The organism is Luteolibacter luteus (assembly GCF_012913485.1).
Lineage (GTDB): Bacteria > Verrucomicrobiota > Verrucomicrobiia > Verrucomicrobiales > Akkermansiaceae > Haloferula > Haloferula lutea.
Genome location: NZ_CP051774.1, coordinates 2,053,423 through 2,078,423 on the forward strand (window position 1 = coordinate 2,053,423; position 25,001 = coordinate 2,078,423).

22 protein-coding genes are annotated in these 25,001 nt (G+C 60.0%); 12 read left to right on the forward strand and 10 right to left on the reverse strand.

The genetic code is table 11. The features are described from left to right. Positions 1-52: 52 nt before the first annotated feature. The 3 genes from HHL09_RS08400 to HHL09_RS08410 all read right to left on the reverse strand — a co-directional run bounded on the left by HHL09_RS08400 (position 53) and on the right by HHL09_RS08410 (position 1,961). Positions 53-241 (reverse strand): hypothetical protein, encoded by a 189-nt coding sequence (locus HHL09_RS08400; protein ID WP_169454119.1) that lies wholly within the window; start codon positions 239-241, stop codon positions 53-55. Positions 242-315: 74 nt separating this feature from the next. Further along, a complete protein-coding gene (locus tag HHL09_RS08405; RefSeq protein WP_169454120.1) occupies positions 316-1,137 on the reverse strand; it encodes a hypothetical protein in 822 nt (273 codons plus the stop codon). 44 nt (positions 1,138-1,181) lie between these two features. Next, positions 1,182-1,961 (reverse strand): hypothetical protein, encoded by a 780-nt coding sequence (locus tag HHL09_RS08410; protein ID WP_169454121.1) that lies wholly within the window; start codon positions 1,959-1,961, stop codon positions 1,182-1,184. A gap of 139 nt (positions 1,962-2,100) precedes the next feature. On the opposite strand from HHL09_RS08410, the gene HHL09_RS08415 reads away from it, so the two are divergent. From HHL09_RS08415 to HHL09_RS08435, 5 genes are all read left to right on the forward strand, one after another. After that, on the forward strand, positions 2,101-3,837 hold the full coding sequence (locus HHL09_RS08415; RefSeq protein WP_169454122.1) for an ABC transporter ATP-binding protein: 1,737 nt from the start codon (positions 2,101-2,103) through the stop codon (positions 3,835-3,837). Between the two features lie 350 nt (positions 3,838-4,187). Then, positions 4,188-4,595: a DoxX family protein gene (locus tag HHL09_RS08420; RefSeq protein ID WP_169454123.1), complete on the forward strand. Its 408-nt coding sequence runs from the start codon at positions 4,188-4,190 to the stop codon at positions 4,593-4,595. Between the two features lie 61 nt (positions 4,596-4,656). Further along, positions 4,657-6,519, forward strand: coding sequence for a hypothetical protein (locus tag HHL09_RS08425; RefSeq protein WP_169454124.1), 1,863 nt, complete (start codon positions 4,657-4,659; stop codon positions 6,517-6,519). Beyond that, positions 6,516-8,081 (forward strand): hypothetical protein, encoded by a 1,566-nt coding sequence (locus tag HHL09_RS08430; protein WP_169454125.1) that lies wholly within the window; start codon positions 6,516-6,518, stop codon positions 8,079-8,081. Before HHL09_RS08425 ends, HHL09_RS08430 begins: the two co-directional genes overlap by 4 nt. Before the next feature lie 73 nt (positions 8,082-8,154). Beyond that, positions 8,155-9,291 (forward strand): TlpA disulfide reductase family protein, encoded by a 1,137-nt coding sequence (locus HHL09_RS08435; protein ID WP_169454126.1) that lies wholly within the window; start codon positions 8,155-8,157, stop codon positions 9,289-9,291. A 56-nt stretch (positions 9,292-9,347) separates the two neighbouring features. Here the strand turns inward: HHL09_RS08435 and HHL09_RS08440 are convergent, their stop codons facing one another. Beyond that, positions 9,348-10,109, reverse strand: a complete 762-nt coding sequence (locus HHL09_RS08440; protein WP_169454127.1) for a GYF domain-containing protein — start codon at positions 10,107-10,109, stop codon at positions 9,348-9,350. A gap of 155 nt (positions 10,110-10,264) precedes the next feature. On the opposite strand from HHL09_RS08440, the gene rpmB reads away from it, so the two are divergent. The 4 genes from rpmB to HHL09_RS08460 all read left to right on the forward strand — a co-directional run bounded on the left by rpmB (position 10,265) and on the right by HHL09_RS08460 (position 12,112). Beyond that, positions 10,265-10,528: a 50S ribosomal protein L28 gene (rpmB, locus tag HHL09_RS08445; RefSeq protein ID WP_169454128.1), complete on the forward strand. Its 264-nt coding sequence runs from the start codon at positions 10,265-10,267 to the stop codon at positions 10,526-10,528. A 140-nt stretch (positions 10,529-10,668) separates the two neighbouring features. Further along, on the forward strand, positions 10,669-11,055 hold the full coding sequence (locus HHL09_RS08450; RefSeq protein ID WP_240963758.1) for an aspartate 1-decarboxylase: 387 nt from the start codon (positions 10,669-10,671) through the stop codon (positions 11,053-11,055). A gap of 169 nt (positions 11,056-11,224) precedes the next feature. Further along, positions 11,225-11,533, forward strand: coding sequence for a hypothetical protein (locus tag HHL09_RS08455; RefSeq protein WP_052573795.1), 309 nt, complete (start codon positions 11,225-11,227; stop codon positions 11,531-11,533). A gap of 171 nt (positions 11,534-11,704) precedes the next feature. Beyond that, positions 11,705-12,112: an NADH-quinone oxidoreductase subunit A gene (locus HHL09_RS08460; protein WP_240963759.1), complete on the forward strand. Its 408-nt coding sequence runs from the start codon at positions 11,705-11,707 to the stop codon at positions 12,110-12,112. Between the two features lie 1,015 nt (positions 12,113-13,127). Here HHL09_RS08460 and HHL09_RS08465 read toward each other — a convergent pair. The 4 genes from HHL09_RS08465 to HHL09_RS08480 all read right to left on the reverse strand — a co-directional run bounded on the left by HHL09_RS08465 (position 13,128) and on the right by HHL09_RS08480 (position 19,357). Further along, the gene (locus HHL09_RS08465; RefSeq protein ID WP_169454129.1) at positions 13,128-14,555 is read right to left on the reverse strand and encodes a DUF1501 domain-containing protein; all 1,428 of its coding nucleotides are present in this window, start codon (positions 14,553-14,555) and stop codon (positions 13,128-13,130) included. Positions 14,556-14,560: 5 nt separating this feature from the next. Further along, positions 14,561-17,332 carry a DUF1549 and DUF1553 domain-containing protein gene (locus HHL09_RS08470; protein WP_169454130.1) on the reverse strand — a complete coding sequence of 924 codons (2,772 nt, stop codon included), beginning with the start codon at positions 17,330-17,332 and terminating at the stop codon, positions 14,561-14,563. A gap of 103 nt (positions 17,333-17,435) precedes the next feature. Further along, positions 17,436-18,806, reverse strand: coding sequence for a hypothetical protein (locus HHL09_RS08475; protein ID WP_169454131.1), 1,371 nt, complete (start codon positions 18,804-18,806; stop codon positions 17,436-17,438). After that, entirely contained in the window at positions 18,803-19,357 is a 555-nt protein-coding gene (locus HHL09_RS08480; RefSeq protein ID WP_169454132.1) for a sigma-70 family RNA polymerase sigma factor, read from the reverse strand. The genes HHL09_RS08475 and HHL09_RS08480 overlap by 4 nt, the downstream gene beginning before the upstream one ends. A gap of 106 nt (positions 19,358-19,463) precedes the next feature. On the opposite strand from HHL09_RS08480, the gene HHL09_RS08485 reads away from it, so the two are divergent. Together HHL09_RS08485 and HHL09_RS08490 are read left to right on the forward strand one after the other, a co-directional pair. Continuing rightward, complete coding sequence (locus HHL09_RS08485; protein WP_205760998.1) at positions 19,464-19,727, forward strand: hypothetical protein; 264 nt, start codon at positions 19,464-19,466, stop codon at positions 19,725-19,727. 105 nt (positions 19,728-19,832) lie between these two features. Then, the gene (locus HHL09_RS08490) at positions 19,833-20,633 is read left to right on the forward strand and encodes a TatD family hydrolase (protein WP_169454133.1); all 801 of its coding nucleotides are present in this window, start codon (positions 19,833-19,835) and stop codon (positions 20,631-20,633) included. Between the two features lie 33 nt (positions 20,634-20,666). Here HHL09_RS08490 and HHL09_RS08495 read toward each other — a convergent pair whose 3' ends face one another. After that, positions 20,667-21,965, reverse strand: coding sequence for a hemolysin family protein (locus HHL09_RS08495; protein WP_169454134.1), 1,299 nt, complete (start codon positions 21,963-21,965; stop codon positions 20,667-20,669). A 65-nt stretch (positions 21,966-22,030) separates the two neighbouring features. Beyond that, on the reverse strand, positions 22,031-23,032 hold the full coding sequence (locus tag HHL09_RS08500) for a TerC family protein (RefSeq protein ID WP_169454135.1): 1,002 nt from the start codon (positions 23,030-23,032) through the stop codon (positions 22,031-22,033). Between the two features lie 123 nt (positions 23,033-23,155). Between HHL09_RS08500 and HHL09_RS08505 the strand changes: the two genes are divergently transcribed. Continuing rightward, on the forward strand, positions 23,156-24,994 hold the full coding sequence (locus tag HHL09_RS08505) for a hypothetical protein (protein WP_169454136.1): 1,839 nt from the start codon (positions 23,156-23,158) through the stop codon (positions 24,992-24,994). Positions 24,995-25,001: the final 7 nt, after the last annotated feature.

Genomic DNA, 25,001 nt, shown 5'->3' on the forward strand with positions numbered 1-25,001 from the left:
GCGGCAGATCCCAGGACCAACGCGAGGAGCAGCCCCCGAAGGACCAGTTTCATCATCGGCGTGGCTGCTGCGGAAGAGCACCAAAGGCACCGCCACCTTGGCCGGAGATCGGCTTGTTCCAAGGAATCTGGCTCGAGGAACTTTGAGGGCCGACCGGCTTTTGCTCCTTCTCCTCATCGGTGGCGCAGGAAGAAAGAGGCAGGATCGCGGACAAAACGATGGCGGCGAGAGCGAAGCGCATGGACGGAACATAAAAAGGCCTCCGCAGCTTGCAAGCTCGCGGAGGCCTTGAAATCAGCGAATCCGTGCGGATCCTCAGTTGGTGGCCGGCTCGGCCAGGATCACGGTGTCGCCCGGCTGGATACGCACGCCAGGAGCGATGGTGTCCGGGTCGATTTCGGCAATCGTCTGGGAAGGCTCGATCGAAGAAGGCTTCACTTCACCGATGCGGCGACCGTCGCGGCTGATGACCAGCTTGGTGGCCGGGGTGAAACCGGTGTTGCTGCCAGCACCGATAACCACGAAGCCCCAGTCGTCGTTGACGGCGGTGACCACGGACTGCATCGCGTTGCGGCGGATGCGGGAGTCACGGGAAGCATCGCGGTCGGCAAGACGGCCGATCTCAGCTTGATTCTTCTCAACTGCCTTTTGGGCGGCTTCGATGTTGCTCTCAAGTTCGGCGACCTGCTTTTCCTTGGCCTGACGCTCTTCCTCAAGCTTCTGGACGGCTGCCGGGAGAGTTTCAAGGGTGATCGGCTCGCCAGCTTCTGCACCGGCACCTTTCACCATCTCCGTGACCTTGTCCTGAGCTTCCTTCAGCTTGGCAAAAGTTGCCTTCTGCTCTTCAAGACGGGAATTTTCCGAAGCGAGATCGCGGGTCAGTTGGCGACCCTTCGCGACGAGGGAATCGATGTTCTGCTTCACCTGCTCACGCTCGCGGTTGGCGGTCTCAAGATTGACCTTCTCCTCGTCGAGCTTGGCTTGCTGGTCTTCGATCTCCTTGCCCTTGGCTTTGTTGAGATCGATCGTGGATTCCTTGATCTCCTTCTGGTCTTCGAACTTGCCTTTGTTCGAGAAGGAGAAGAACGCGGCACCGCCGGTCATCAGGAGGGCCAAGACGTAAAAAACGGCTTTCATTGCGGGCTTTTGGAAAAGTGGTTTGGCTTGGAATCAGGGGCTGCTTACTTGGCGGCTGCTTCCGCACCCGGGACCACGCGGTCACCGACGGAGATGGTCACATCCTGAGCAACGGAATCCGGGATGATCTCGGCCGCAGCGCGGCCGCTTTCCACGGAACGAACCCGGAGCTTGCCGATCACGGCACCACCGCGGATCACATCAAGGGTGGAACCCGAAACCACACCGGCAGTATTGCCGATCGGGAGAGTCACGAACCCGTAGGACGGGTAAACGGAACCGACGCGGGTGGAGGAGAAGAACGAGTGCTTGTTGGAGTAGTTGCTGTTCTTCACCGTGTAGCCACCGATAACTCCTTCGGTGCGGGTCTTTTCGGAAGTCATGTCCGCGAGCTTCGCCTCGGTGGTCGCGATGCTGAGGTCGAATTCCTCAATGTCCGCCTTGGTGCGCTGAAGCTTGCCAACGAGACCCTCGATATCACCGATTTCCTTGAGCTGCTCTTGGATGCTGGTGATCTTGGCAGCATTGCCATCTGCCTCGGTCTTCTTCGCCGAAACCTGGGTCTCGACGTCGTTGTTCTTCTTGGTTTCCGCCGTTTCCTTCTCGCGAAGGCCGACCGTTTCTTCTTCGGCGGTCTTGCGGGTGGAGGCGGTCTCATCGAAGTCAGCTACCAGGCTCTCGTGCTTGGCCGTACTCGTGGCAAGACGGTCCTGCTCGGTCTTCCGGGCGCTGATCTCATTTTCGTACGCTTCCTTGTTTTTGAACGCAAGGAATGCGGCGGCTGCGAGTGCAATGGCACTAAGAATGGCAAAAACGTTGGCCATGGGGTTTTGTCAGGTGACGGTTGGGTCTTGTTCTAAGGCGCAAGCTAGGGAGGCTCTATCGGACCCGGCAATACCAAATTTCACGATTGTGCAACGTGGATTTACAAAGGATGGACAGCGCAGCACCCTACATCGGTCGATGAGTTCCATACCCCGCGTTTTCTCGTATCTACGGCATTATCCGGGCCATGCCGCGGCCCAATTGGTCTGTGCCATCGGGATGACCTTGGCGGTTTTCGTGTTCCCTAACGCGACCCGTCACGTCATCGATGTCATCATTCCAAATCCGGCCCGCCACGGGGAATTCGGATTCTGGATCGGGCTGGCCCTGTTGGGCTTCTTCCTGAAGGACGGACTGAATTCTCTCCGGATCTTCGTGAACAATACCTTCGAGCAGAAGGTGATCTATGACATCCGGGAGGACCTCTATTCGAAGATCCAGCGCCTGCCGCTGAAGTGGTTCGATACCCGCCGCACCGGGGATGTGATGACCCGCGTGGTGGAAGACGTGACCAATATGGAACGGGTGCTGATCGATGGGGTCGAGCAGGGACTGGTGGCCGCGCTGCAGGTAATCGGCGTAGGGATCTTCCTCTTCTATCTGAATGCCGGGGTCGCCCTCTGGGCCACCCTGCCGGTGCCGCTCCTGGCCATAGGGGCCTGGTTCTATTCCACCAAGGGCCGGGACCGCTACCGGAACCAGCGGGATGCCGCCTCGGATCTCAATGCAATCCTCCACGACAACATCTCCGGCATCCGCCAGATCAAGGCCTACGCCGCCGAGGAGCCGGAGCTGAACCGCTTCAACCGTTACTCCGAGGCCCTGCGACGCGCATCCCTGCGGATGATGAAGTGGTGGGCCATCTACTCCCCCACCATGTCCTTCGTCCGGATGACCGGCTATGTCTTCGTGCTGGCCTTCGGAGGCCGGGCGGTGATGGAGGGCTCCTTGAAGCAGGGCGACTTCGTGGCTTTCTTCCTCTCACTTTCCCTTTTCTACGATCCGATCGACCGCCTGAACGGTTTGAACCAGATGATCCTCTCCGGCCGTGCAGCGGCAGACCGGGTCTTTGAAATCCTGGATTCCGAGGACGAATTGAACGCTTCGGAAGGAGCATCCCTGCCCGCAAAGATCGACGGTCACGTGCGCTTCCAGGATGTTTCCTTCTCCTACGGCGACCAGCCGACCCTCCACAACGTGGACTTGGAAGCCCGCCCCGGGCAGACGATCGCGCTGGTAGGCTCGACCGGCGCGGGGAAATCGACGGTGCTCTCCATCCTCACCCGCTTCTACGAGCGGGACAGCGGGGCGGTAACCATCGACGGGATCGACATCGCGGGACTCTCCAAGAATTCGCTGCGGGACCGACTCGGCTACGTGACCCAGGAGCCCTTCCTCTTCAACGGCACGGTCCGGGAGAACCTGGCACTGGCAAAACGGCATGCGACAGACGGGGAAATGTGGACCGCACTCGAAGCGGCCCACGCAGCGACTTTCGTGAAGGCCCTGCCCCAAGAACTGGACACGAATGTCGGCGAACGCGGCGTCAAGCTGTCCGGCGGGGAGAAGCAGCGGCTCTCGATCGCCCGGGCCCTGCTGAAGAATGCTCCGATCTTGCTGCTGGACGAGGCGACCGCCTCCGTGGACAGCGAGACCGAGCGCCAGATTCAGGACGCGCTGGACCGCCTGATGGAAAACCGCACCGCCTTTGTGATCGCTCACCGGCTTTCGACGATCCGGAACGCAAACAAGATCTACGTGCTCGAAAAGGGCCGGGTGATCGAGGAAGGCACTCATGAGGAGCTGTGGGCACGTGGCGGGAAGTATGCCGAGCTGTGCCGGAAGTCCTTCCTCAATCAGGAAGGGATTGCCTGAGAAAACGCCGAATCACTGGTTACCGGCACTTGGCTGGCACAAGCCAGCCTTCCGGAGTCCCCAAAGTCAGATCGGGGCCCTCTCTGGCAGTAGAAGGTCCGCCCCAAAACGGGGCATGCTCGCCAGCACGATGTCTTCTCCGCGCAATTCCCCTCGCAAACCTGCTGGTCGCAGTCAACTCAGCCAGCGCCCCTTGGAATCCCGCCCAGCCTGTTAATTTCCCTGTTTTAACAGGCTTATCAGGCGACCGGAGCAGCACCTGCTGCCATGTTCACCCGGGGTTCCCGGACCCTCATCTTTACTTTTTCGGGAAGCTTCGCTTGCTGGGGAGCCTCGCACGCCGCGTTCGCATGAAATCATTCCTTCAGCTCAAGTTCATCCCGCTCAATTCCTCGCTGGCCCTGCTGCTCCTGCGCCTCTGGCTGGGTGGCTCGATGCTGGCGCTCCACGGTTGGGGAAAGCTGCAAAAGCTGGTGAATGGCGAATTCGGGTCCACCGATCCGCTCAAGATCGGTGCGATGCCCACGCTGGTATTGGCAGTCCTTTGCGAGTTCTTGGGATCGGCCTTTATCATTGCCGGATTTCTCACGCGCTTCTCTGCCCTGATGCTGGCGATCACCATGGGAGTGGCATGGGGAGTGGTCCACAACATGAAGCTCTCCGGTCCGGGAAGCGGCGAGCTCGCCTTCATCTACCTCGGAGGCTACCTGACCCTGCTCTTCGCCGGAGCCGGAAAATACAGCGTGGAAAAGGGCTAGGAGAACTGTTGGAGAAAAAACATCTGACAGCGGGTGCCGGGGGCGGCAGGATTTTCCGCGCATGAGGCATCACTTCCTCTGGCTGCTGGTCCCGGCGGCGGCGTGGCTCGGCTACCGGCCCCACACCGCAAAGACGGACCCTGCCGACGCCGCCACCAAAACGTCCCGCGCGGGAGAAATCGCCGCGGGCATGGAGCGCGCCACGACGGCGGACTTGGAAGCGGAAGCGGCGAAGCTCCGCGGCGCGACCCCGGATCACCCGGACGAGCAGTTGGAGCGGAACACCCGCAGCCGGCTGCTCTGCATCCGCTGGGCGGAGCTCGATCCGGAAGGCGCGTGGGCTCGACTGCAAGGAGAGGAAAATCACGACCTCCGCGCCCAGCTGACGGCAGAGTGGGCGCTGCGGAACCCTTCCGCCGCCTTCGCCGCGCTCGACACTTGGGAAGGAAGGGAGAAAGGGGCCCTCGATCTGATCGGGAAGGAATTGATCACGCGAGATCCGGAGATTTTCGCCGCCTACTACGCCCGCTACTACATGCCCTACCCCGACGGCGGTTCGGCGTGGCTGGCGGTAGTGGAGAAGAATCCGGCGAAGTTCGAGGAGATCGCCAAGGCACTGCTCGACGAAGGACGCAGCTCCCATTCCAGCGCCTCTGCCATCTACGGGGTGCTGGCGAAGCTGCGGGCCCAGAAGGACGCTGCCGGGACCTTGGAGTGGGCCATGACCCTTGAGCCCGAGGTGAGTAAAGCCGCGGTCGCGGAAGCTCTGAAAAAGATGGCCGAAGCCCATCCGGCTGCCGCTTGGAAGGCACTCAACAGCGAGGATCCGCGCTTCAAGTCGCTGTTTCCGGTCGGGGAAAACGAGATGATTTCCGCGGCAATCCTGCGGCTGGTCGGGAAGGATGATCCGGTTGCCGCCTTCAAGCTTATCAAGGAGAACTCCACGGGCGATCTCTACGACCTGTTCGTCGCCGAACCACTGGACGGCCTTCTGATCGGCGCGATCCAAGCCGGAAAGATGGACGTGATGGACGCCTACCGCTTGGCCGGAGAATCCGGAATCGGAAATCACGGCTACGCGATGATGAACTCCAGCTTCTGGGGCAAACTTCCGACCGCAAAGCTGGAGGAGACCGCCCGGGCGCTCGCTGCCGAAGCTGGCTCCGACCGCCGGTCGGTCATTCTGGGCGCGCTGCTCAATGAGTGGAAAGAGCGGGACGAAGGCTCGGCAATCGCCTTTGCATCAACCCTGCCGAATCCGGCACTGCGCGCGGAAGTCTACGCTCGCTGCTTCACCACGCCGGAAGGCTCGGTAGCGGATTCCGACTACTTCGCTGCCACCCTTCACAAGATCCCGACCCAAGACCGGGCCGCGGCTCTATTGGACGCGCTCAACTACGTTGATCTGGTGAGAAATCCCGATGCTACCCATGGACCGGCGATGCAACCGGAGGCCTTGGCGGTGGACCTGAGCGAGTTGCCACCCTCCGAGGCGGCAAAGAAAGCAGTGCTTTCCAATTCCTCGCGCTGGGGGGCCTCCGATCCCTTGTCAGCGCTTGCTTGGGCCGATGCACAGAAAGATTCCGAAGCCAAGGCAGCAGGCTACGCCGGTGCCGTGAACGGCTGGGCACTGCATGATCCCTATGCGGCGGCGGAGTGGCTGGCCACGAAACCGGCCGACCGGGCGCGGGATGCAGGCACCCTCTATCTGGTCAAGCGCATGGCCGCGAGCGATGCCGAGGGCGCTTGGGAATGGACCGCCTCGATGAGCGATCCCACATGGCGGCTGGAGGCGCGGAGCGAGGCCATGAAAGCATGGCTGGCCGATGACCCGGAGGCGGCACGCGCGGCTTTCAAGAAAATCTCCCCCACCCTGCCGAAGGCGGAGCGGAGCAAACTAGCTGAAAGCATTTCCCTGAAATGAAGGCGATCCTTCCCATTTCCATGGCCGTGGCCGCCTTCTTCGCGGCGCGGATGTTGCCGGGCACGCTGGAAAAAGCCACCAGTGCAAGGCAAGCTTCCGGGAAGACGTCCTCTCGCCCCCAGCCGGAAGGCGTGGGGCAGCGAGCGACCCATCTGGCAGCGATCGAGAGCGTGCGTCCGGACTCTTTCGAGCAGCTCTATCGAAGCGGGAAATTCTCTCGCGACGAGATCATGGACGCGGCTCGCCGGCTCGCGGCCAAGGACCCGGCCGGAACTTGGGAAATAGTGAAGACCGCGGAATTCCCGATGCAACTGCGCCGCGACTTGCTGACCCTCGTGGCGGGAATGTGGGGCGAGCGCGACTTGGACGGGCTGCTCGCGAATCCCGAGGCTGCGAAGATGGCCGAAAATTTCTTCTGCAGCGCGGTATGGAAGCTGACCGGAGGAAGCGACGAGCAGTCGGAAAAGGTGGCCGAGGTCTTCGGCAAACTTTCCCCGATGATCTGCCGCTTCTATTCCTATGCCATCCTCCCGAAGGACCCGGAAATCGGAGCCGGGCGCATCCAAAGCCTGCCGGAGGGTGAGGCAAAGGACCGGATCGCTTCGGCTTACGCGTCGGCTTGGATAGAAAAGGATCCTCAAGCCGCCATCGTCTGGCTGCGCCAACTCGGACCGGATCTCCGCGGTCGGGTGATCGAGCGATTCTCGGGCGACCTTCTCGCCAAGCCGGCAGATCATGATCCACAGGCGATGGCCGTCACCATGGAGTGGCTGGAGAAGGAGGCGACCCCAACCGCCCGGGCACGCCTGGGTGCCGACTTCTGTGCAAGCTTGGCGGAATCGGACCCGGCAGCAGCCTTGTCGTGGGCATCCAGCCACTTGTCCTCCGGCCCGCTGGCCGAAGCAACGGGCAAGATCACGGCGCTGATGATGCGCCGTGACCCCGCGTCCGCCCGTGCCGCGGTGGAAAGCCTACCACCTGGCGGAATGAAGCACCGCGCCGCCTCTGAAGTGGCCACCCGGTGGGCTGGCACCGCGCCTGAGGAAGCCGTATCTTGGTGGATGCAGAATGTAGCGAAATCCGAGTGGGACCGCTCCTCGGATGGGATCGGAATGGCATGGTATCAAAGTGCCCCCCAAAGCCTGCTGGATCACATCCGCAATCCCGAGGCCTCCGATCTGCCCGAAGGCATCGCGACCACCGCAGCCCGGGAGCTTTTCCGGCAAGACAAGGTCGCCGCTTTCGACTGGATCGAGACCGTCCCCGCATCCCGCCGCGACGCCCTCTTTGACGCGGTCTATCATTCCTGGGCCTGGCAAGCACCGGGCGAGGCGGCAGCATTCCTGGAAACCCGCCCGGAGCTCGCCACACCCGAGCTAAGCCGGAAGATCGTGGAAGCATGGTATGACCGGGAGCCATCGGCAGCGATCGCGTGGGTGGCCCAACTTCCTTGGGGAGGCACGCGCGAGGCAGCGCTGAAGGAAGCCAAGCAGAAGGCGGAAAGCATGGCTGCCGGAGGCGGGAGCTTTCCGGAGGAACTCCGCGTACTACTGCGAAACTGACGGAATCGGTCAATTCTCCCGGCACTCCCCGATTTCCCTTCACAAATCAAAGGCACAGGAACGTTCTAGAAGGGTGAAAACGATCATCGCCTCCCTGCTCCTTGCAGCCTCCGCCACCGCTACTTACGCCCAGAAACCCGGTGACAGCGTCACCCCCGAAACCCTCGGCAAGCTCGAGTGGGTCAAGGGTGAGGCACCGAGGGAATGGGAACCGGGAAAAGTTTACATCCTCGAGTGCTGGGCCACTTGGTGCGGCCCGTGCCTGGCTGCGATTCCCCACGTGGACGAGCTTTACGACAAGTATTCGGAAAAGGGACTCCGCGTGATCGGCGTGAACGTGTGGGAAGACGGCAAGGACAAGGTCGCTGAATTCGTCACCAAGAAAGGCGATGGCATGTCCTATCCGGTCGCATACACCGGAAAGGGCGGCGCTTTCGAGAAGGAGTGGCTCACGCCCGCCGGAGTGAAGGGCATCCCGCACGCTTTCGTGGTGAAGGACGGGAAGGTGATCCTGGCCACCCATCCGATGCAGATCAGCAACGACGTGATCGAGGGCCTGCTGGCAGGCGGGGAAGCCCAGGAGAAAGTGCTCACCTCCATCAAGGAAGCCGAAAAGAAGCAGGGCCAGATCGGCGAGACGATGCAGGCTTTCCGCGCCGCCGCGGCGAAGAAGGACACCGCCGGAATGGAGAAGGCGATCGCCGACCTGAAGGCTCTGGACGAAACGAGCCGCTATGTTCCGGCAATGAACTTCGAACTGCTGGTGGCCAAGGGCGACTGGACGGGCGTGGAAACGAATGTGAAGTCCCTCGCAGGCGACCCGATGGGACGAGTCATGGTAGGATTGGCGGCGCAGCGTTCCGTGAAGGAGCCGCAAGCCCCGGAATCCTTCCGCAAGATGATCAGCGAAGAGCTTTCGAAGCTGCTGGCGGAAAAGGGCCAGCCTTACGAATTCCAGACGCTGACCCAAGTCCAGTGGTCGCTGGGCGACAAGGAAGCCGCCAAGATCTCTGCAGCGAAGGCCGCCGACTCGGCCAAGGAACTCCAAAAGACGGCTCCGAGATTCCCGGTAACGCCTTTCGAGCGCTACGCCGAGGCAGTGGCCAAGGGTGAGCTACCAACGACCGAACAAGTGGGCGAATGGACGCGCGAGGCAATGGAAGCGGCAAAGGCCGCCGAGGCCGCTGGCGAGACCAAGAAGGAAGGCTGAGAAAAGCTATCGGCGGGGCCTCATAAGGGTTATGAGGCCTGTTCCAAGGCTTCCGGCTAGCGATCAGGAAGAGCTGCGGAGCGTAGCTCCTTGAACTGCTTCAGGAGGTCCTCCAGCATGCCGGAATCCTTCATGACGCCAAAGGAGCCGGCCAAGCCCGCAACTACCAAGCCGATGGCAGCGAGAATGCCAGCCCAGTAGAGGAAGGCGAGCAGCTTGCCAATCCCATCGAGGCGCTTGACGCCGGCATAACCCGCGGGACAGGCGACGCAGCGGTAGAGAAGCCAGAGATTGAGGACGGGAATCAAAAGGCCGAGGGTCCACCAGCCGCTCATGCCGAGATTGTGGAAGCGCTTTACCTGAGATACGAGCGCGAGGATGCCGACCAAGGGCGGGGCAACCATCGGCAGGTAATTCTGATAGGGCATGGGCACGTAGGGCTTCATGAAGCCTATGGCCACTCCCCAGCCGGTGAGGATCAAGGAGGGCAAAACCACGGTGCCCATGATGTAGCCGATCCGCCCGGTGCCCCCCTGATGCCCCTTTGGCACGATCACCGGCGAGACATACTCCCCGGTCTGAGAGAGGGATTCGGTGCCTGCCAGGGAATCTTCGTGGCGGCTCTGGACCGCACGGCGCTCGAAAAGCCCCTCGATCTCGCCAGCGGGCTCCCAGTCGCTAAGGCTCGTGGTCCACACCAGATCATTCCGCGGGTCCAGCTTGCCGGACTGGGAAAGCTCTAGCAAATAGTCGAAACCCACGGGACCGAAACGCTCCCCTTGGGTCGAATAAAACCACTGCTGGTCTTGGGCGGTCACAGCGCTTCGAGTATCTGAAAATTTTAGAAAAGTCAAACTTACTGGATGCGGAAGCAGGAGAGATTTGGAGGAGATTCCAAGATTTGCCTTGACGCTTGGTCCGTGGCCGCCATCCTCCTCGCCCCGCGCAAGCAACCCTTTCCTATTTTTCCACCATGGCCCGCGTCTGCAGCATCCGAGGAAGCCGAGTCCGTTCCGGCGGCAAGATCAACCGTTCCGGTCTCGCTAAGAAAAAGGGCGGTATCGGCCGTCACGTCACCAAAGTCGTGAAGCGCAAGGTGGCTCCGAATCTCCAATCCAAGCGCATCTGGGTTCCAGAGCTGGGCCGTTACGTCCGCCTCACCCTCAGCGCCAAGGCAATCAAGACCATCAACAAGAACGGCGCCCACGCCACCTTGAAGGAAGCCGGTCTCATCTAAGCCAAGATTTCAGGTCGAATCTGATTTCATGACCAATCGACCCGGGGGAAACTCCGGGTCTTTTCGTTTTCCGAACCGAGCCTTTTTACGGCAGATGGCCAAGATCATGCGGAGGATTCCATTTTCTTCCGCGATGCCACTTGACGACCTCTCCCCGCACCGGTTTCTTCCCGCCCGCCATGCTCCATCAGGTGCTCAAATCGAAGCTTCACCGTGCGATGATCACCGCTGCCGACGTCGAGTACGAAGGCAGCATTGAGATCCCGACCGATCTCATGGAAACCGTCGGCCTGTGGGCAGGCGAGAAGGTCCTGGTGGCCTCCATCACGACGGGTAACCGTCTTGAAACCTACGCCCAGCCCGGTCCTCCAGGTACGGGCCAGATCATCATCAACGGCGGCGCCGCCCATCGGATCAAGAAGGGCGAACGCGTGGCGATCATGGCCTTCGGGCTTTCGGAAATTCCGGTAGTTGCAAAGAAGGTAGTCCTCGACGAAGAAAATCGCGTGATTCGCGACGGTCGTTGAACTCCAGTTGTTCGCACTGATCCGTTCTACGCGTTGCAGCATGCACACAACGCTACCTAAGCGTCATTTTGTTTAAAATTTTTTGCTTGAGATACCTTAAGGATTTTTTTGAATGAGCGACTCTTTTTGGGTCGCGCACGGGGCAATTTGCTGCTATGATCGGGGCGCTATGGCAACCACCACGAAACGCACCCGGTTCTCACGCCGGCTTCCTGATCATGTGACGGATGAACTCTGCAACGTGCTCGCGGAAGATAAGGTGTTTGGCTTCAATGACCTGTTCGAACGTGTGTTCGACAACCTCAAGGTCCGTAATGCTGTGAGCGGCGGTGAAGAGATGCTTCGCCTGCGTGCTTACGAGAAACTCCAGAACCTGGTGACCCGCGGTCTGGTCGAAAAGATCGGCAAGGAATACAAAGGCACCAAGCGCGTCCACGAGGCGTCGAGCGAGTATCTCGCCCAACAGCAGGAAGATTGAAGGCCCAAAGGACGCCAGAAGTCCGTTTGCCTCCCCTTTTGGAATAAACCCGCATCGGTAACCCGGTGCGGGTTTTTCTTTTCCTGCAAACGAGTTGAGAAGGACAGCCCCGATGAGACTGGTGAACTCCGGGAATGACGAATCCAGTGGATGCGTATTTTTTTCCTCCCCATGCTGCCAGCCTCCGCCTATCACCCGGGCCGGATGTCGTCCCAATTCCTTCCCGTCTTCGTTCAGATCCTCGTGGCCATCGGCTTCGCGGCGGTGAGCCTCACCTTGAGCGTGCTGCTCGGGAAGTCCGCTCGTCGGAATGCGACGAAGGATAGCGCGTATGAGTGCGGTATGTTGCCGATCGGTGATGGTGCGCCGCGCTTCTCGGTAAAGTTCTATTTGGTGGCGATGCTCTTCGTGATCTTCGACATCGAGGTGGTATTCATGTATCCGTGGGCAGTGCAGTTCCGCGATCTCGTGGCTGGCGGAAACGCAGTGCCGCTTGTCTCGATGGCAGGCTTCGCCGGCGTGCTGGCCTTCGCTTACGTCTATGCCCTGAAGAAGGGCGCGCTGAGCTGGAAGAACTGAGACTCCAGGTTACTGCTCGATTACGCCAATTTTAGGCAACGAGGCGTCTCATCGGGCCTTGGGGAAACCGATCGCTGGATCGATGGATCCAGATCATGGGCTCGGCTTAGCCTTTTGTCAGCATTGCATCCTTCGGGGTAGGAAGCTCCAAACTTCAGGAACTTCACCGCGGGGCACCATACAATGCGCACAAACAGGCCGAGAAGCATGATCGAAAGAACGATCATCAGCAGCGCCAGGAGCAAGGTGGAGATGAAATCGCTCACCTCGGTCCTGCCTATCATGATCTCTCCTGCCGACCCAATGAGCAGCTCAGCGCAAGGAACGATGATGGTTCGCAGGAAGCTGCCAACGATTGATCCGATCGCGGAGGCAGCGATCTGAGCGAGCACGAGAACGACAAAGATCGAGCGAAGAGAAATCATCGCTCCTCCCTCAGCGATCCCGCTACCTAGCCTCAATTCGCCGCCCGGGCGGATGACCCTTCAGGAAGAAGAAGCCCTTCTCCGGCGGAACACGAAGCGGGCCAACCCGAGGCCTCCCAGCACGCAGGAGGAAGACTCGGGAACGGAGGTGAGATGGAAATTTCAGGCTGCTACCCTCCAGAACGAAACCTCCCGAAAAGAGGCCGCCGTTTGAGTAGCTGAAGTCGGTCCTCGCTGATGTTCGCGCTGGTATCTCCTGAGCCCTTCTCGCCGACTCCACCACGCAACCACGCCAGCCAAGCTGATGCTCTCCCGCAGCACCCTCACCATGAGCCATGCGGACAATGTCGACCCACAGGGCATGATCCGCTCTGGCGGGTTTTATTGAGCTCCCGCACCAGGAAAGGATGTGTCTCCTCGGTACGCGCCCCATCAAAGTCCGCTAACAGGTCCCATAGCTCCTGAAGGCGCCCATCCCGCCGAGGGCACGGAGAGTGGAGAAGAGTCGGTATCCGTCGCCATTCTCACGAACCGCAATGAGTCTAACAGGCCACGGACCTGCTATTCAAAATGGCCTCAATCTGACGTCGTCACGCAATGAGATCCTGCACGACATGTCCATGGACGTCGGTAAGCCGGAAGTCACGACCGGAGTAACGGTAGGTGAGCTTCTCGTGATCGAAGCCGAGGAGGTGAAGCATGGTGGCGTGCAGGTCGTGCACGTGCACCGGCTTCTCGACGGACTTGAAACCGAAGTCATCTGTCGCACCGTGGACGTGGCCGCCTTTCACGCCGCCACCAGCCATCCACACGGTAAAGCCGAAGTGGTTGTGGTCGCGACCCTTCATCTTGCCAGCATTGGAGCCAGCTTGGGGAAGCTCAACCGCCGGGGTGCGACCGAACTCCCCGCCCCAGAGGACCAGCGTTTCATCGAGCAGACCACGCATCTTGAGATCAGCAAGGAAGGCACCGATGCCTTGATCACATTCCTTCGCAAGGCGACGGTGATCCTCGATGTCATCGTGGCTATCCCATGGCTGGCCATTGCCATGCCAGAGCTGGATGAAGCGGACACCGCGTTCGAGCAAGCGGCGGGCCATGAGGCATTGACGCGCGAAGGCACCCGGGCCGTACATGTCGCGGACATGCTGCGGCTCCTTCGTGACATCGAAGGCGTCGGTCGCCTCGCTTTGCATGCGGTAGGCGAGTTCGAAGCTACGGATGCGGGCCTCGAGCTGTGGATCGTGATCGTGGGAAGCCAAGTGGCGCTCGTTGAGACCACGCAGAAAGTCGAGCTGGCGGGCTTGGCGGGAGTCGCGTGCCGAAGGATTCCGCAGGTTTTGGATCATCTTGCCGACCTGCTCGATCGAGCTGTCGAGGTAGGTGCCTTGGAAGTTTCCGGGGAGGAAGGAAGAGCGCCAGTTCTCCGCACGCTTGATCGGCATGCCGCCGGGACAGAGCGAGACATAGGCGGGGAGGTTCTCGTTCTCGCTGCCGAGACCGTAGCTGATCCAAGAACCCATGGAAGGACGCGGCAAACGGCCATCGCCGCAATTCATGAGCATTAGCGATGGCTCATGGTTCGGCACGTCCGCGGTCATAGAGCGGATCACGCAAAGATCATCGGCATGCTGTGCGGTGTGATGGAAAAGCTCGCTGACCTCGAGGCCGCATTCACCATAGCGCTGGAACTCGAAGGGTGTGCGAAGCGCGGCACCGGTCGGGCGTTCAGTCTTCAGTCCTTCGAGCGGCATGGTCTTGCCATGGAACTCCTGGAGCTTCGGCTTGCGATCGAAGGTGTCCACCTGCGATGGCCCGCCATTCATGAAGAGATGCACCACACGCTTCGCCTTCGGCGCGAAGTGCGGCTGGACGATCCCGGAGCTGCTGCCCATGGCAGAAGCTGTGCCGGTCATCAGCCCGCCAAGCGCCATGGCACCGAAGCCCATGCCGCAACGCTGCAGGAAATCGCGCCGGTCGAGCACGACGTCATTCGGAGTGAGCGCGTGGTGGGACATGGGGATCAATCAATGAAGTGAAATTCGTTGGAGGCCCAAAGCATCTGGACCAGATCGGACCAAGGGTCTGCCGGAGCAATGCCAGAGGCCGGCTTGTCCGATGTGGGGAACTGGCTGGCGAAATCACCCACTTCCACCACCGGAGAACCTTCGTTCTCGCGACCTTCGACATGGATATTCCAAGCAACCCCGCCGCAGGAATCTCCGTCTGGGGCACGAAGTACGAAATCCATGGTATCTCCCGGTTTGACATCGATCCAAGCACCTTCGAGGCGGGATTCCGATTCGGGTCCCAGCTTGGCCTCAGCCAAGATCTGACCTTCGCCATCAATGCGCCACGCAAGGGTATCGCCACCTTTCTGGGTACGCTTGATATTACCAATCATCCGGACATGACCTGCACCGGTGGCGACCCAGCGGAGAACCATCGCGTGCCTCGCAGAAGCATGGCCGCCGCCAGCGCCGGCATTGAGCCAACGGACCGGGGCGGTAGCCGGATCGGGCCCGGTCTTCCAGACATTGTCCGCGAAGATCGGAAAGCTGGAGAGCTCTTCGGTAGGCTTCCCGACATCGGGACCATGGCGGACTTCCCAATAGCCACCCAGACGCGGGGCGTAATCCTTCGGGCTTGCGGAAGCGATCCAATCCAAGGCACCGCGGATCTCGTCCTCTGCGGGAACACGGCGGAAAAGCTTGTGATAAACGTAGGTGACCCGTGCTCGATCATCGGGCAGGCCTTTGAAGTCGGCATCCTGCGTGAGACGTTCCGCCTGCCGGAGAACGAGCGGGCCGTTGAGGAAATACAGGGCCTGTTGCGGCACCGTGGTTTCAACGCGCTTCGGGCTGTGATGATCCGGATGCGGAAGATCGAAGGAAACGAAGGTACCGGGAAGATCGTAACGGTCGACGAAAGCGTAGAGACTGCGGCGTGGATCCGAACCTGCGTTGTCCAGATTCACCGAACGCCCGCCAGTACCACGGGTGTCGAGCGCACCGCTGTTGGCAAGCACGCGGTCCCGCATGGTCTCGAAGTCGAGACGGCGGCGATTCCATTTCCAGAAAAAGGTATTTGCCTGATCCTTCGCGTCGTTTTCCTTCGCACCCACTGAATCGAGCTTGAAGGCATTCGAGGTCAGGAGCAGCCGGTGCATCTCCTTGATCGATCCGCCCTTCTCTTGGAATGCTACGGCCAAGGTGTCGAGTAAAGGCAACAACTCCGGTCGCGGCGTCTGCGGACCGAAGTCGCCTGGTTCCACCAGCGGTGCACCAAAGTGCCATGCCCAGAGGCGATTCACGATCACGCGGGCAGTAAGAGGATTTGCGGGATCGGCAATCTTCTCCGCGAGCGAGAGGCGTGGGCTCTTGCCGTCCTCATATTTGCCACCGCCAAGGAAGCTAAGCCACTGGCGATCGAAGGTCTCGCCACGATTCGCAGGATTGCCGCGCAGGAAGATCACCGCCTGCGACCACTCCTTGCGATCACTCAGACTCATCGCACGCGGCGGGGAACCCGGATGCTCTGCCATCACCTTGCTCATGGCGCTGGCACGCTGGCGGCGTTGATTGCCGTCCTCCTGGTTCATGAATTCGGAAATACGATTCACATCGTAGCTCAGCGGGCAGCCCCCGTCCTTCGCGAGTCCGGCGAGTTCAGTCCCCTCCCCCGGGGAAATCCATTCATTGGCCAGCGCTTCGCACAGCGCCTTGCGAGCGGCGTCATCAGGCGCCGCGTCCATTTCCTGCACCCACTGCCTGAGGCGCGGCGGGCCGTCTTCTTTCCAGGCGCGCTCAGCCAGGAAGTCTTTCCAACGCATCAAGGCATTCGCCCGAAGCTTGCCGCGGTTGAAGCCTTCGGCGGTCGCCTTGCCGCGATCCCAGTCGTCCTTCTTGGCACGCCAGGCGAGTTCGAGATAATTTGGAAGTGCTTCCTTCGAGCGGACGTGATCGACGATCGCCTGGCGAGCCTGACGATCAATGTCCTCGAGCCTCGCGACCTCCGTTTGATAAGCGGCGAAGGCTCCTTCGTCCACCGGCTTGCCGATCACCGGCTTGTCTTCCGGCTCGTCGGTATTTTCAAGGATCGAGTACAGCGAGTAGTAGTCCTTCGTCGTGATCGGATCCGTCTTGTGATCGTGGCAACGGGCACAGGCCACGGTGCTCGACATGAACCCACGTGTAACGACGTCCACGCGGTCATCGATCGTTTCCACCGGGCCATTGCGGATTCCCACGGTGAGAAATCCGAGCGCCGCGAGATCGGGATGATCGGGGCGATCCACCATCAGATCGGCCGCGATCTGAAGCTTCACGAAGCGATCATAGGGAAGATCCTCGTTGAAGGCTTTGATCAGCCAATCCCGATAGGTGTAGGCGAAGGGATACCGGTTATCTTGATCAAAATTGTAGCCGCGGGTGTCGGCGTAGCGGGCCACGTCCATCCAGTGGCGCGCCCAACGCTCGCCATAAGCCGGACTTGCGAGCAGCTCGTCGATCAACGCGCGCCAAGTGGCGTCATCGGGATTCTCTTCGAAGCGACGCAACTGCTCATCGGATGGCGGCAGCCCGGTGAGCGTGAAGGCCGCGCGTTCCAGCCACTGGTGTGGAGCGGCCAGCGGGGCGGGCTTCAATCCGGCCTTCGCCCATGCAGCCGCGAGTAGAGAATCCACCGGATGGGCCTGCACGGGGACCTCCGATTTCACGGGCGAGACATAGGCCCAATGTTTCTGCTCCGCAAAGGTGCAGGAAACCAAGGCCAGCATGACGATCGGCAATCGCATCAGATGGAAAAACGGGACGGGACTCGTCCGACAAATCTTTCACCGCTGCGCAAGATCGCCAGTGCTGAAATCCGGCCGCCAAATCGCGACCTATGATTGGAAATCAGCGCTTTGACGAGTCTTCGATCGCTCTCACGATGACGCTTTTCACCCCAAGGGCGGCACCTGGTCCGGCTCCAATCCGGATCTGGTCGAAATTGAGGCCTGGAAGAAGCTTCGAGCGAATGAGCGGATGCGGCCCCGGCTCCGCACCTTCATGGAGCTCCACGGAGCCGTCGCGGCGGTCGTAGCGCAGGGTCATGGTGCGCGGCCCCTCCTCGTAAGCGGCCGGCTTGAGAGGGACCAGACTGCGTTTCACATCGAGCGACCAAGTTTCCTCGGGGCCGAAGCTATCACCAAAAAAGCAGACCTCGTATCCCTCCTGATAGAGGCTGAAACCGGACCACTCGGGGGTGTGAAAGGGCGCTGCCGAGGTCTCCGCCGTTTCCACTCTCACGAGCAGGACCGGCCGGGACACGGAGAGGGCATCCGCGGGCAAATAGAAGTAAGCTTCGAATTCGCTGCCCTCGAGGTGATTCCCCACAATCTTCGGCGCACCTTTCTCAAGGCGCCAATGGCTGGCCCCCACAGCGGGACGACGACCGGTTTCGAAGGTTCCCGAGTCAAAATGGTCTTCAAGCATCGGGCGAACTTCCGGGGTCAGGGAAACGAAATCCTGCTCCCGGGATTCAATGCGTTGGATGGATCCCTCCCCATTCACGGAAGCGGCCTCTTTCGCCTTGAGGATATTCGTGGAGGCTCCGGCGGCTGCTTTCAGATTGATCTCGCCTTCAAAGACATGGACTTCATCGAGGCCGCCCGGCTTCGCGAGTACTCCGAAAGATGCGGCTTGTGCATTCGCAACAAGAGAGGGCGCTTTCACCGTGAGAGCTTCAACATCCTGCGGGATTTGGAAACGAGCCCGGCCGCTTTCCAAGCGAAGGGTTTTATCCGACTCATAGACAATGCTGGCAGGAGCCTGCACCACGGCCACGGTTTGCCGGGGCAGGCTGAGGCGGACCCAACCGCGATCCACGGTTAGGCGGGAGCCAGGTGCAAAGCCCGATCCATCGACGGCAGGGCGGCCATCGAGATTTGCGGAGGCATCGGCCGAGAAGTCGCAGCCCGCCATGAGCCGAGTGGCCTTACCGGGAGAGAACCATTTCCATGCCGCAAGGGAGAGAGCCGCGAGGACGACAAAGGTGATGATCCCGGTGATCCAGCGGGGCGCACGGCTGGGAACGGGCGGAGCATCGCCTGCCTGGCTGCGCCCTTCGTATTCCTCACAGAGCGAGTGGTGAAGGAGAGCGTGCTCGCGGTAGAGGGCCAGCAATTCCGGCTCCTCGCCAAGGCGGCGCTGGAGATCGAGAAAGGCGCTTTCGCCAAGGGTACCCTCGAAGGCAGCCATGACGAGCTGGTGGTCGGAAAGTCTCATGTGGGGGAGGTGCCTTGATCCTGGAAGCGGCGCTCGATGCATTTGCGCAAGGCGCCGCGGAGATTGAAGAGGGTGGCTTTGAGCGTGCCCGGACTCCGCTGGATGAGCTTGGCATACTCTTCCAAGGGAGCGCCGCTGGCGTAGCGGTGCTGGAGGAGCTCACGGTCCTTCGGGCGCAGCTTGGCGAGGCAGTGATGGAGGGCCTGATGTCGGGTTTCGAGCTCCTCGGGATCCGCCTCAAGCACGGGAGAGATGCGCTCCACCAATTCGTCATCGAACACCAGCCAGCCTTTTGAGGCGAGGCGGCGGCGGTGGTTCATGAGGTGGTAGCGGATCACTTGAAACGACCAAGCTTTGAAGCTGGTGCCTGCTTCGAAGGTCGCTCGCTTCTGCCAGAGGATGATATTCACCTCCTGAAGCAGGTCGCGGGCGGCCGACGAACCGGGCATGAGAGCACGGATGAAGGCGAGCATGGCCGTCTGGTGATCAGTCAACTCGCGGACGAAGTCTTCGGAGACGTCGTTTTCCCCTGGGTGGCGGGCGGGATCCATTGTCCTCTTTTAAGGGGATGTTGCTCGCGGGCGAAAGGTTTAGATTCGGCGGACAGTTCCCTGCTTTCCCACTGGGAATCCCGCAAACCCTGCCTACAGTTTCCCCATGCCCAGCAAGAAGGACATCCTCGACCTCCATTTCATGGACGCGCGGTACAAGCTGATCGATCTCGCCGCCTTTCTCGACCGGGTGGAGCGCCATCCCGGAGAAGCCGATTTCCGGCTGGAGGGTCTGAAGAAGGCCCTGCCGATCTTGCTTTCCGACCAACCAGGACGGGCAAAAGCGGTGCTGGAAGCACTGTCCGATCACTCCACGGAACCGGCGGAGAAGGCGACGATCCAGTTTGCCTACGGCGCGCCGCAGGCGTGAGGAAATCATCAACCATCCATCTCCCAATCATCCATCGAAGCGCGGCCTATGGCCGAAGTTCCTTTTCGGACTCCACGTCTCTCGCCCTGCGCTGCCTGCTTTCCCATGAAATACATCGAGCCCCATGCCCACATGGTCAGCCGCACCACGGACGACTATGAAAAGCTCGCCTTGGCCGGTTGTGTCGCACTGTGTGAACCCTCCTTCTGGGCGGGATTCGACCGTTCGTCGCCGGCGGGTTTCTACGATTACTACCGCCAGCTCACGGAGTACGAGCCGAAGCGCGCCGCGAAGTATGGCATCCCCCATTTCTGTTGGCTGTGCATTAACCCGAAGGAGGCGGAAGACGCCGGCTTCGCGCGGGAAGTGATGTCGATCATCCCGGAATTCCTCGACAAGCCGACGGTACTGGGGATCGGGGAAATCGGCCTGAACAAGAACACGAAGAGCGAGCTGGCAATCTTCGAGGAGCACGTACAACTGGCGCTCGACCGCGACCTGCCGATCCTGATCCACACGCCGCACCTGGAAGACAAGCTGAAGGGAACCCGGCTAATCCTGGATGCCCTCGGCTCATTCTCCAAGCTGGACCGCGGGAAAGTGATCATCGACCACGTGGAGGAACATACGGTGAACCTCGTACTTGAGCAGGGCTACTGGGCAGGCATGACGCTCTACCCTGAAAGCAAGTGCACGCCGAACCGGGCGATCGACATGCTGGAGACCACCGACAGCGACCGGCTCTGGCTGAACTCGGCCTGCGACTGGGGCGTCTCCGATCCGATGGCGGTGGTGAAGTGCGGCTTCGAGATGAAACGGCGCAAGCACACACCGGAGCAGATCGAAAAGGTACTCTACGAAAATCCGCTCCGTTTCCTGAGCCAGTCGAAGAACTTCAAAATCTGACTCCGCCTAAGGCGGGGATAATACCTCCTGGCCTCAGACTTTTGGCACGCGCATCGCGAGGACCTTGTCCACGCGGATGCCGTCCATGTCCACGATCTCGAAACGCCAGTCGCTGGCCTCAATGATGTCGCCCTCGGTCGGCACGCGGGAAAGCCGTTGGGAGAACCAGCCAGCGAGCGTTTGATATTCGTCGCCCGCGCCTTCGGGTTTCTCAAAGCCCTTCAGGAAGGTCTCGAGCTTCTCGATTTCGAAGAGGCCATCAATCAGCCATGAACCGTCCTTGCGCTGCTTGATCGGCATCGAGAGGCGCTCTTCTTTCGAAGGAACATCGCCAACGATTGCTTCCATCAGGTCGATGAGGGTGACCATGCCAATGACGCCGCCGAATTCATCAACGACGAAGGCCGCGTGATGGCCGGTGCGCCGGAAATCCTCCAAGAGCAGGCTGGCCTTCTGGACCTCAGGGATCAGCAGGGGCGGCTGCATGAGATTCTGGAAACGGACCTCGATCCCCGCGGCAAGCTGGGCATAGCAATCCTTCACGGAAACCACGCCCACCAGATTATCCCGCTGGCCGTGATAAACAGGAAAGAAACCCTGGGTGCTCTTTACGATGCGCGGCCAGACATCGGCATGCCTTTCATCCCGCTCGATCCAGACCATTTTCGGGCGAGGGATCATGATGTCGTAAGCTTCGAGTTTGTCGAAGCCCAGGACGCCTTCCATCATTCGCGACTCCGAGCGCTCCACCCCGCCAGCGACCATTCCTTCACGGATCAGCACGGTGAGTTCCTCGCGGGAGAGCTTTGATTCTTCGCTTTCTTGGACCCCGCAGAGCTTCAACAGGCTGCTGGTGGACCAAGAGAGGAGAGTAACGAAGGGCGAGGCGATGCGCGAGAGACCGGACATGGGGCCCGACATCATGCTCGCGATCCCTTCCGGATACTGCATGGCGAGCCGCTTCGGCACCAGCTCACCAATCACCAGGGAGAGGTAGGTGAGTGCGCCAATGACGATGGTGAAGGACACTTCCTGAGCCGCGTTTCCAAGGAAGGGCTCCAGCACCGGGCTCAAACGCGCGGAGAGGCTGGCACCCCCGAAGGCACCGGCGAAGATTCCGACGAGCGTGATCCCGATCTGGACCGTGGAGAGGAAGCGGTTCGGCGAATCGGCTAGGCGAAGCGCGCGAGCCGCCCCCTTGCTGCCGCTTTCGGCCCGGGCTTGGAGGACGGCGCGACGCGACGAAACGATCGCGATTTCGGTCATCGCGAAGAGGCCGTTGCAGAGCAGGAGGACGAAGATCAGGGCGATCTCGAACAAAGCGGAAGTCATGTGGCCCCCAGCTTAAGCACGGTTTGGTCTCGATTTCAGCTTACTTTCGCAGGGAGAGAAGAATCTCATTTCTCCTCTTTCACTTCCTCCGAGTGTTCTTCCAAGGCCGCTTCCAGCGGGCTCTCCGGGAGAGGATGGAGCTTGCGATGAATCACCGACGCAATCGTGGAAATGGCGAGCACGCCCCCGATCACACCAAGCGAGACGTTGGTATCGATCTTCCAAGCGCTGTGAGCCAGAGACATCTTCACGCCCACGAAGACCAGGATGACGCCCAGGCCATACTTGAGGAAATGGAAGTAGGGCAGGATGCCTGCGATCGCGAAGTAGAGCGAGCGGAGGCCGAGGATCGCGAAAACATTCGAGGTATAGACGATGAAGGTATCAGTGGTGATGGCGAAAATTGCCGGAATCGAATCCACGGCGAAGATGACGTCCGTGACTTCCACGCAGAGCAGAACTGCCAGCAGCGGGGTGGCCATGCGCCGGCCATTTTCCACCACCATGAAATGCCCCCCGCGGTAGCCCTCGGTCATGGGCATGGTTCTTTTCAGAAGGCGTACGGCGATGCTCTTCCCGGGATCCACCGAGTCTTCATCGTGGAAGAACATCTTGATACCGGTGAAGACCAGCAGGGCGGCGAAAATATAAATGATCCACGAGAAATTCGTGATCAGGGCGGCTCCGCCCGCAATCATCCCGGCACGCAAGGCCAGCGCACCGAAAATACCCCAGAAGAGCACCTTGTGTTGGTACTCCCGCGGCACCTTGAAGAAGGAGAAGATCACCGCGAAGACGAAGACATTGTCCACGGAGAGCGATTTCTCCAGCACGTAGCCCGCGAGGAACTCTTTGCCCGCCTGCCCCCCGAGTTTCCAGCCCACCCAGACGTTGAACGCCATGGCGAGGGCGATCCAGACCGCGGTCCAACCGAGCGCCTCCTTCACCTTTACGACGTGGGCCTTGCGGTTGAAGACCCCCAGGTCGAGGGCCAGCATGAATAGCACGAAGCCATTAAAGATGACCCACCAGGAGACAGGAATCGACGCGGTCGTTGCAGCAAGCATGAAGCATGGGATGAAACGGTCCGGGAAAGATGCTCTCAATTGGAAAACCTGCTACGATTTTCCAATTGGCCCGGCTGGAACGAACTCGACTCCTCATTTCCCTCGGGTTAGGGGATATCGACCGTGAGAAAACTCCTCGCCATTCTCATTATCCCCCATCTGGCTTGCGCCGAGGACTTCGAGCAGCAGCGAATCCAGGAACAAATTGATGATCACCGGGTTCTGCATTTGATAAATCGAGGAATGCTTCCGGATGCTCTGAAACTAGAAGAGCTTCCTCGAGACCTGAAGTATCCTAAAGGAATCGTGTCGGTGATTCCCGACCCAAAAGATCGGGAGGACGGCAGAATCATTGTTTATCTCATTAACGACACTGATGAACCCCTCAAAGAGGGTCTCTCGACAGTCCGGAATTGCTTTCAGGAAGTGTCAATAGATTCCATATGGACTCTCTCCTCATCTCCCCGGTGGCAGGATTGTGGTACAGGATTGGTCTTCGAGTCCAAGGATCTCCCGCAGCATCACGCTGCGATCTTCTTCGAGAATGACCCCGCGATCGGCGATCTGACTGGATCCCTGCGCTACTGCGTAAATATCCAGGGCTCGAAGGCGATTGCCTCAGCTCCATTTGAGGGACGTTTCAGATCGAAGGAGTTCGATAGGGCTGGTGACGGAGTCACAAGTTCAGCAGGCCGCTTTCTCCACGACATCCCACTCGCCGCCAAGGCTCCTGCTTGGAAAGAGATTGAAGCCGCGAAAAAGCGTGAAGAGATCGTGGCATCCCTCGAATTACAGCGCCACTACCATGCGGATTGGGCGATCCGCCAGAGGGCATCCCAGTGGGCAGAGATCCTAGGCAAAGAGAATGCGGACGAACCTTGTCGCAATGCAATCCGGGAAATCCTCTCGAAGCCTTGGAAAAAGGATCGGGATGAAGCGGCGCTCTTTCAGCGCTGCCGGGAGACGCTATTGGCGGACGAGAAGGACGATTGGCCCTATGGGTCTCCCGAACGTCGCAAGGAGGCGGCGTGGAGACAACTCGCGGATCTCAACCCCTCTGAGATGAGAAACCTGTGCAATCCCGAACGTCTCGCCAGGCTCGATGCTATCAATGCATCGGGCAATCCTTGGGGGGCCGCGCGGGAGGAGGCAGTTGGACTCGCAGCTCTGGCGGTTCAGAGAATCAAATCTGGACCTGCAGATGAAGGGAATGCGGCAGGCTACTTTCTTCAAAGGACTTACATCCGAGATTTGCCTCCGTTGGAGGATTGGGGCAGGGAGCTGCTTAAGTCCGATTCACCCGTCGCACGCGAAACCGGACTCTCGTTACTCTTGCGGGCCAACAAGAAAAAAGAGGCTTTGGCGTGGCTTGAGATGCATGCTGAAAGGTTCCGATCCGAGACAGGAACCCTACTGCCGTTGCTCGTCCGAGAGCCCTCGGATTTGGAGGGCTGGCAGGTTCAGATGATTCTCCATTGGCTGGAGGACGACTATGCCCACGCGGTTTCATATCTTTCGGAAAACTCCTACGCTCCGGGAGAGCGCTCGAACAGTCTCGCTCCCGCTCTTCAAGCCTCCATCACGCGCTACCTCGAAAACGAAGCCAAGAACCCAAAGGTTATCGAAGAGGCTCCTCTCCAGCGGGATGAGGAAGGCAAGATCCAGATAATTGATCGAGGATTCCATCCACGCCTCCACGTTCTCAGGATGTCTATCACCTTGGTCGCCGCTTGGCGTGATCCGGCACACACTCCACTGCTGGAGAAATTTCTGCGGCATCCAGCCTGCCAATATTCAATTTCACAGGACAGTGATGGTCGTGAGAAAATTAGCCGGCTCTTTTCAATTCGGGAGCAGATTAAAGAGGTTCTACGTGACCGGGAAGTGGTCGTTGGAAAAGACGTCGTCACTTTCGAGGAAGTGCCCTTGAAAGACCTTCCTCCTAAAAATCCGGAGCGCTGAGCTGCCA

Excerpts from the sequence above, each read along its gene's own strand:
- HHL09_RS08400 (WP_169454119.1), bottom strand. The coding sequence starts at position 241 with ATGCGCTTCGCTCTCGCCGCCATCGTTTTGTCCGCGATCCTGCCTCTT.
- HHL09_RS08405 (WP_169454120.1), bottom strand. The coding sequence starts at position 1,137 with ATGAAAGCCGTTTTTTACGTCTTGGCCCTCCTGATGACCGGCGGTGCC.
- HHL09_RS08410 (WP_169454121.1), bottom strand. The coding sequence starts at position 1,961 with ATGGCCAACGTTTTTGCCATTCTTAGTGCCATTGCACTCGCAGCCGCC.
- HHL09_RS08415 (WP_169454122.1), top strand. The coding sequence starts at position 2,101 with ATGAGTTCCATACCCCGCGTTTTCTCGTATCTACGGCATTATCCGGGC.
- HHL09_RS08420 (WP_169454123.1), top strand. The coding sequence starts at position 4,188 with ATGAAATCATTCCTTCAGCTCAAGTTCATCCCGCTCAATTCCTCGCTG.
- HHL09_RS08425 (WP_169454124.1), top strand. The coding sequence starts at position 4,657 with ATGAGGCATCACTTCCTCTGGCTGCTGGTCCCGGCGGCGGCGTGGCTC.
- HHL09_RS08430 (WP_169454125.1), top strand. The coding sequence starts at position 6,516 with ATGAAGGCGATCCTTCCCATTTCCATGGCCGTGGCCGCCTTCTTCGCG.
- rpmB (WP_169454128.1), top strand. The coding sequence starts at position 10,265 with ATGGCCCGCGTCTGCAGCATCCGAGGAAGCCGAGTCCGTTCCGGCGGC.
- HHL09_RS08455 (WP_052573795.1), top strand. The coding sequence starts at position 11,225 with ATGGCAACCACCACGAAACGCACCCGGTTCTCACGCCGGCTTCCTGAT.
- HHL09_RS08460 (WP_240963759.1), top strand. The coding sequence starts at position 11,705 with ATGCTGCCAGCCTCCGCCTATCACCCGGGCCGGATGTCGTCCCAATTC.
- HHL09_RS08465 (WP_169454129.1), bottom strand. The coding sequence starts at position 14,555 with ATGTCCCACCACGCGCTCACTCCGAATGACGTCGTGCTCGACCGGCGC.
- HHL09_RS08470 (WP_169454130.1), bottom strand. The coding sequence starts at position 17,332 with ATGCGATTGCCGATCGTCATGCTGGCCTTGGTTTCCTGCACCTTTGCG.
- HHL09_RS08475 (WP_169454131.1), bottom strand. The coding sequence starts at position 18,806 with ATGAGACTTTCCGACCACCAGCTCGTCATGGCTGCCTTCGAGGGTACC.
- HHL09_RS08480 (WP_169454132.1), bottom strand. The coding sequence starts at position 19,357 with ATGGATCCCGCCCGCCACCCAGGGGAAAACGACGTCTCCGAAGACTTC.
- HHL09_RS08485 (WP_205760998.1), top strand. The coding sequence starts at position 19,464 with ATGCCCAGCAAGAAGGACATCCTCGACCTCCATTTCATGGACGCGCGG.
- HHL09_RS08490 (WP_169454133.1), top strand. The coding sequence starts at position 19,833 with ATGAAATACATCGAGCCCCATGCCCACATGGTCAGCCGCACCACGGAC.
- HHL09_RS08495 (WP_169454134.1), bottom strand. The coding sequence starts at position 21,965 with ATGACTTCCGCTTTGTTCGAGATCGCCCTGATCTTCGTCCTCCTGCTC.
- HHL09_RS08500 (WP_169454135.1), bottom strand. The coding sequence starts at position 23,032 with ATGCTTGCTGCAACGACCGCGTCGATTCCTGTCTCCTGGTGGGTCATC.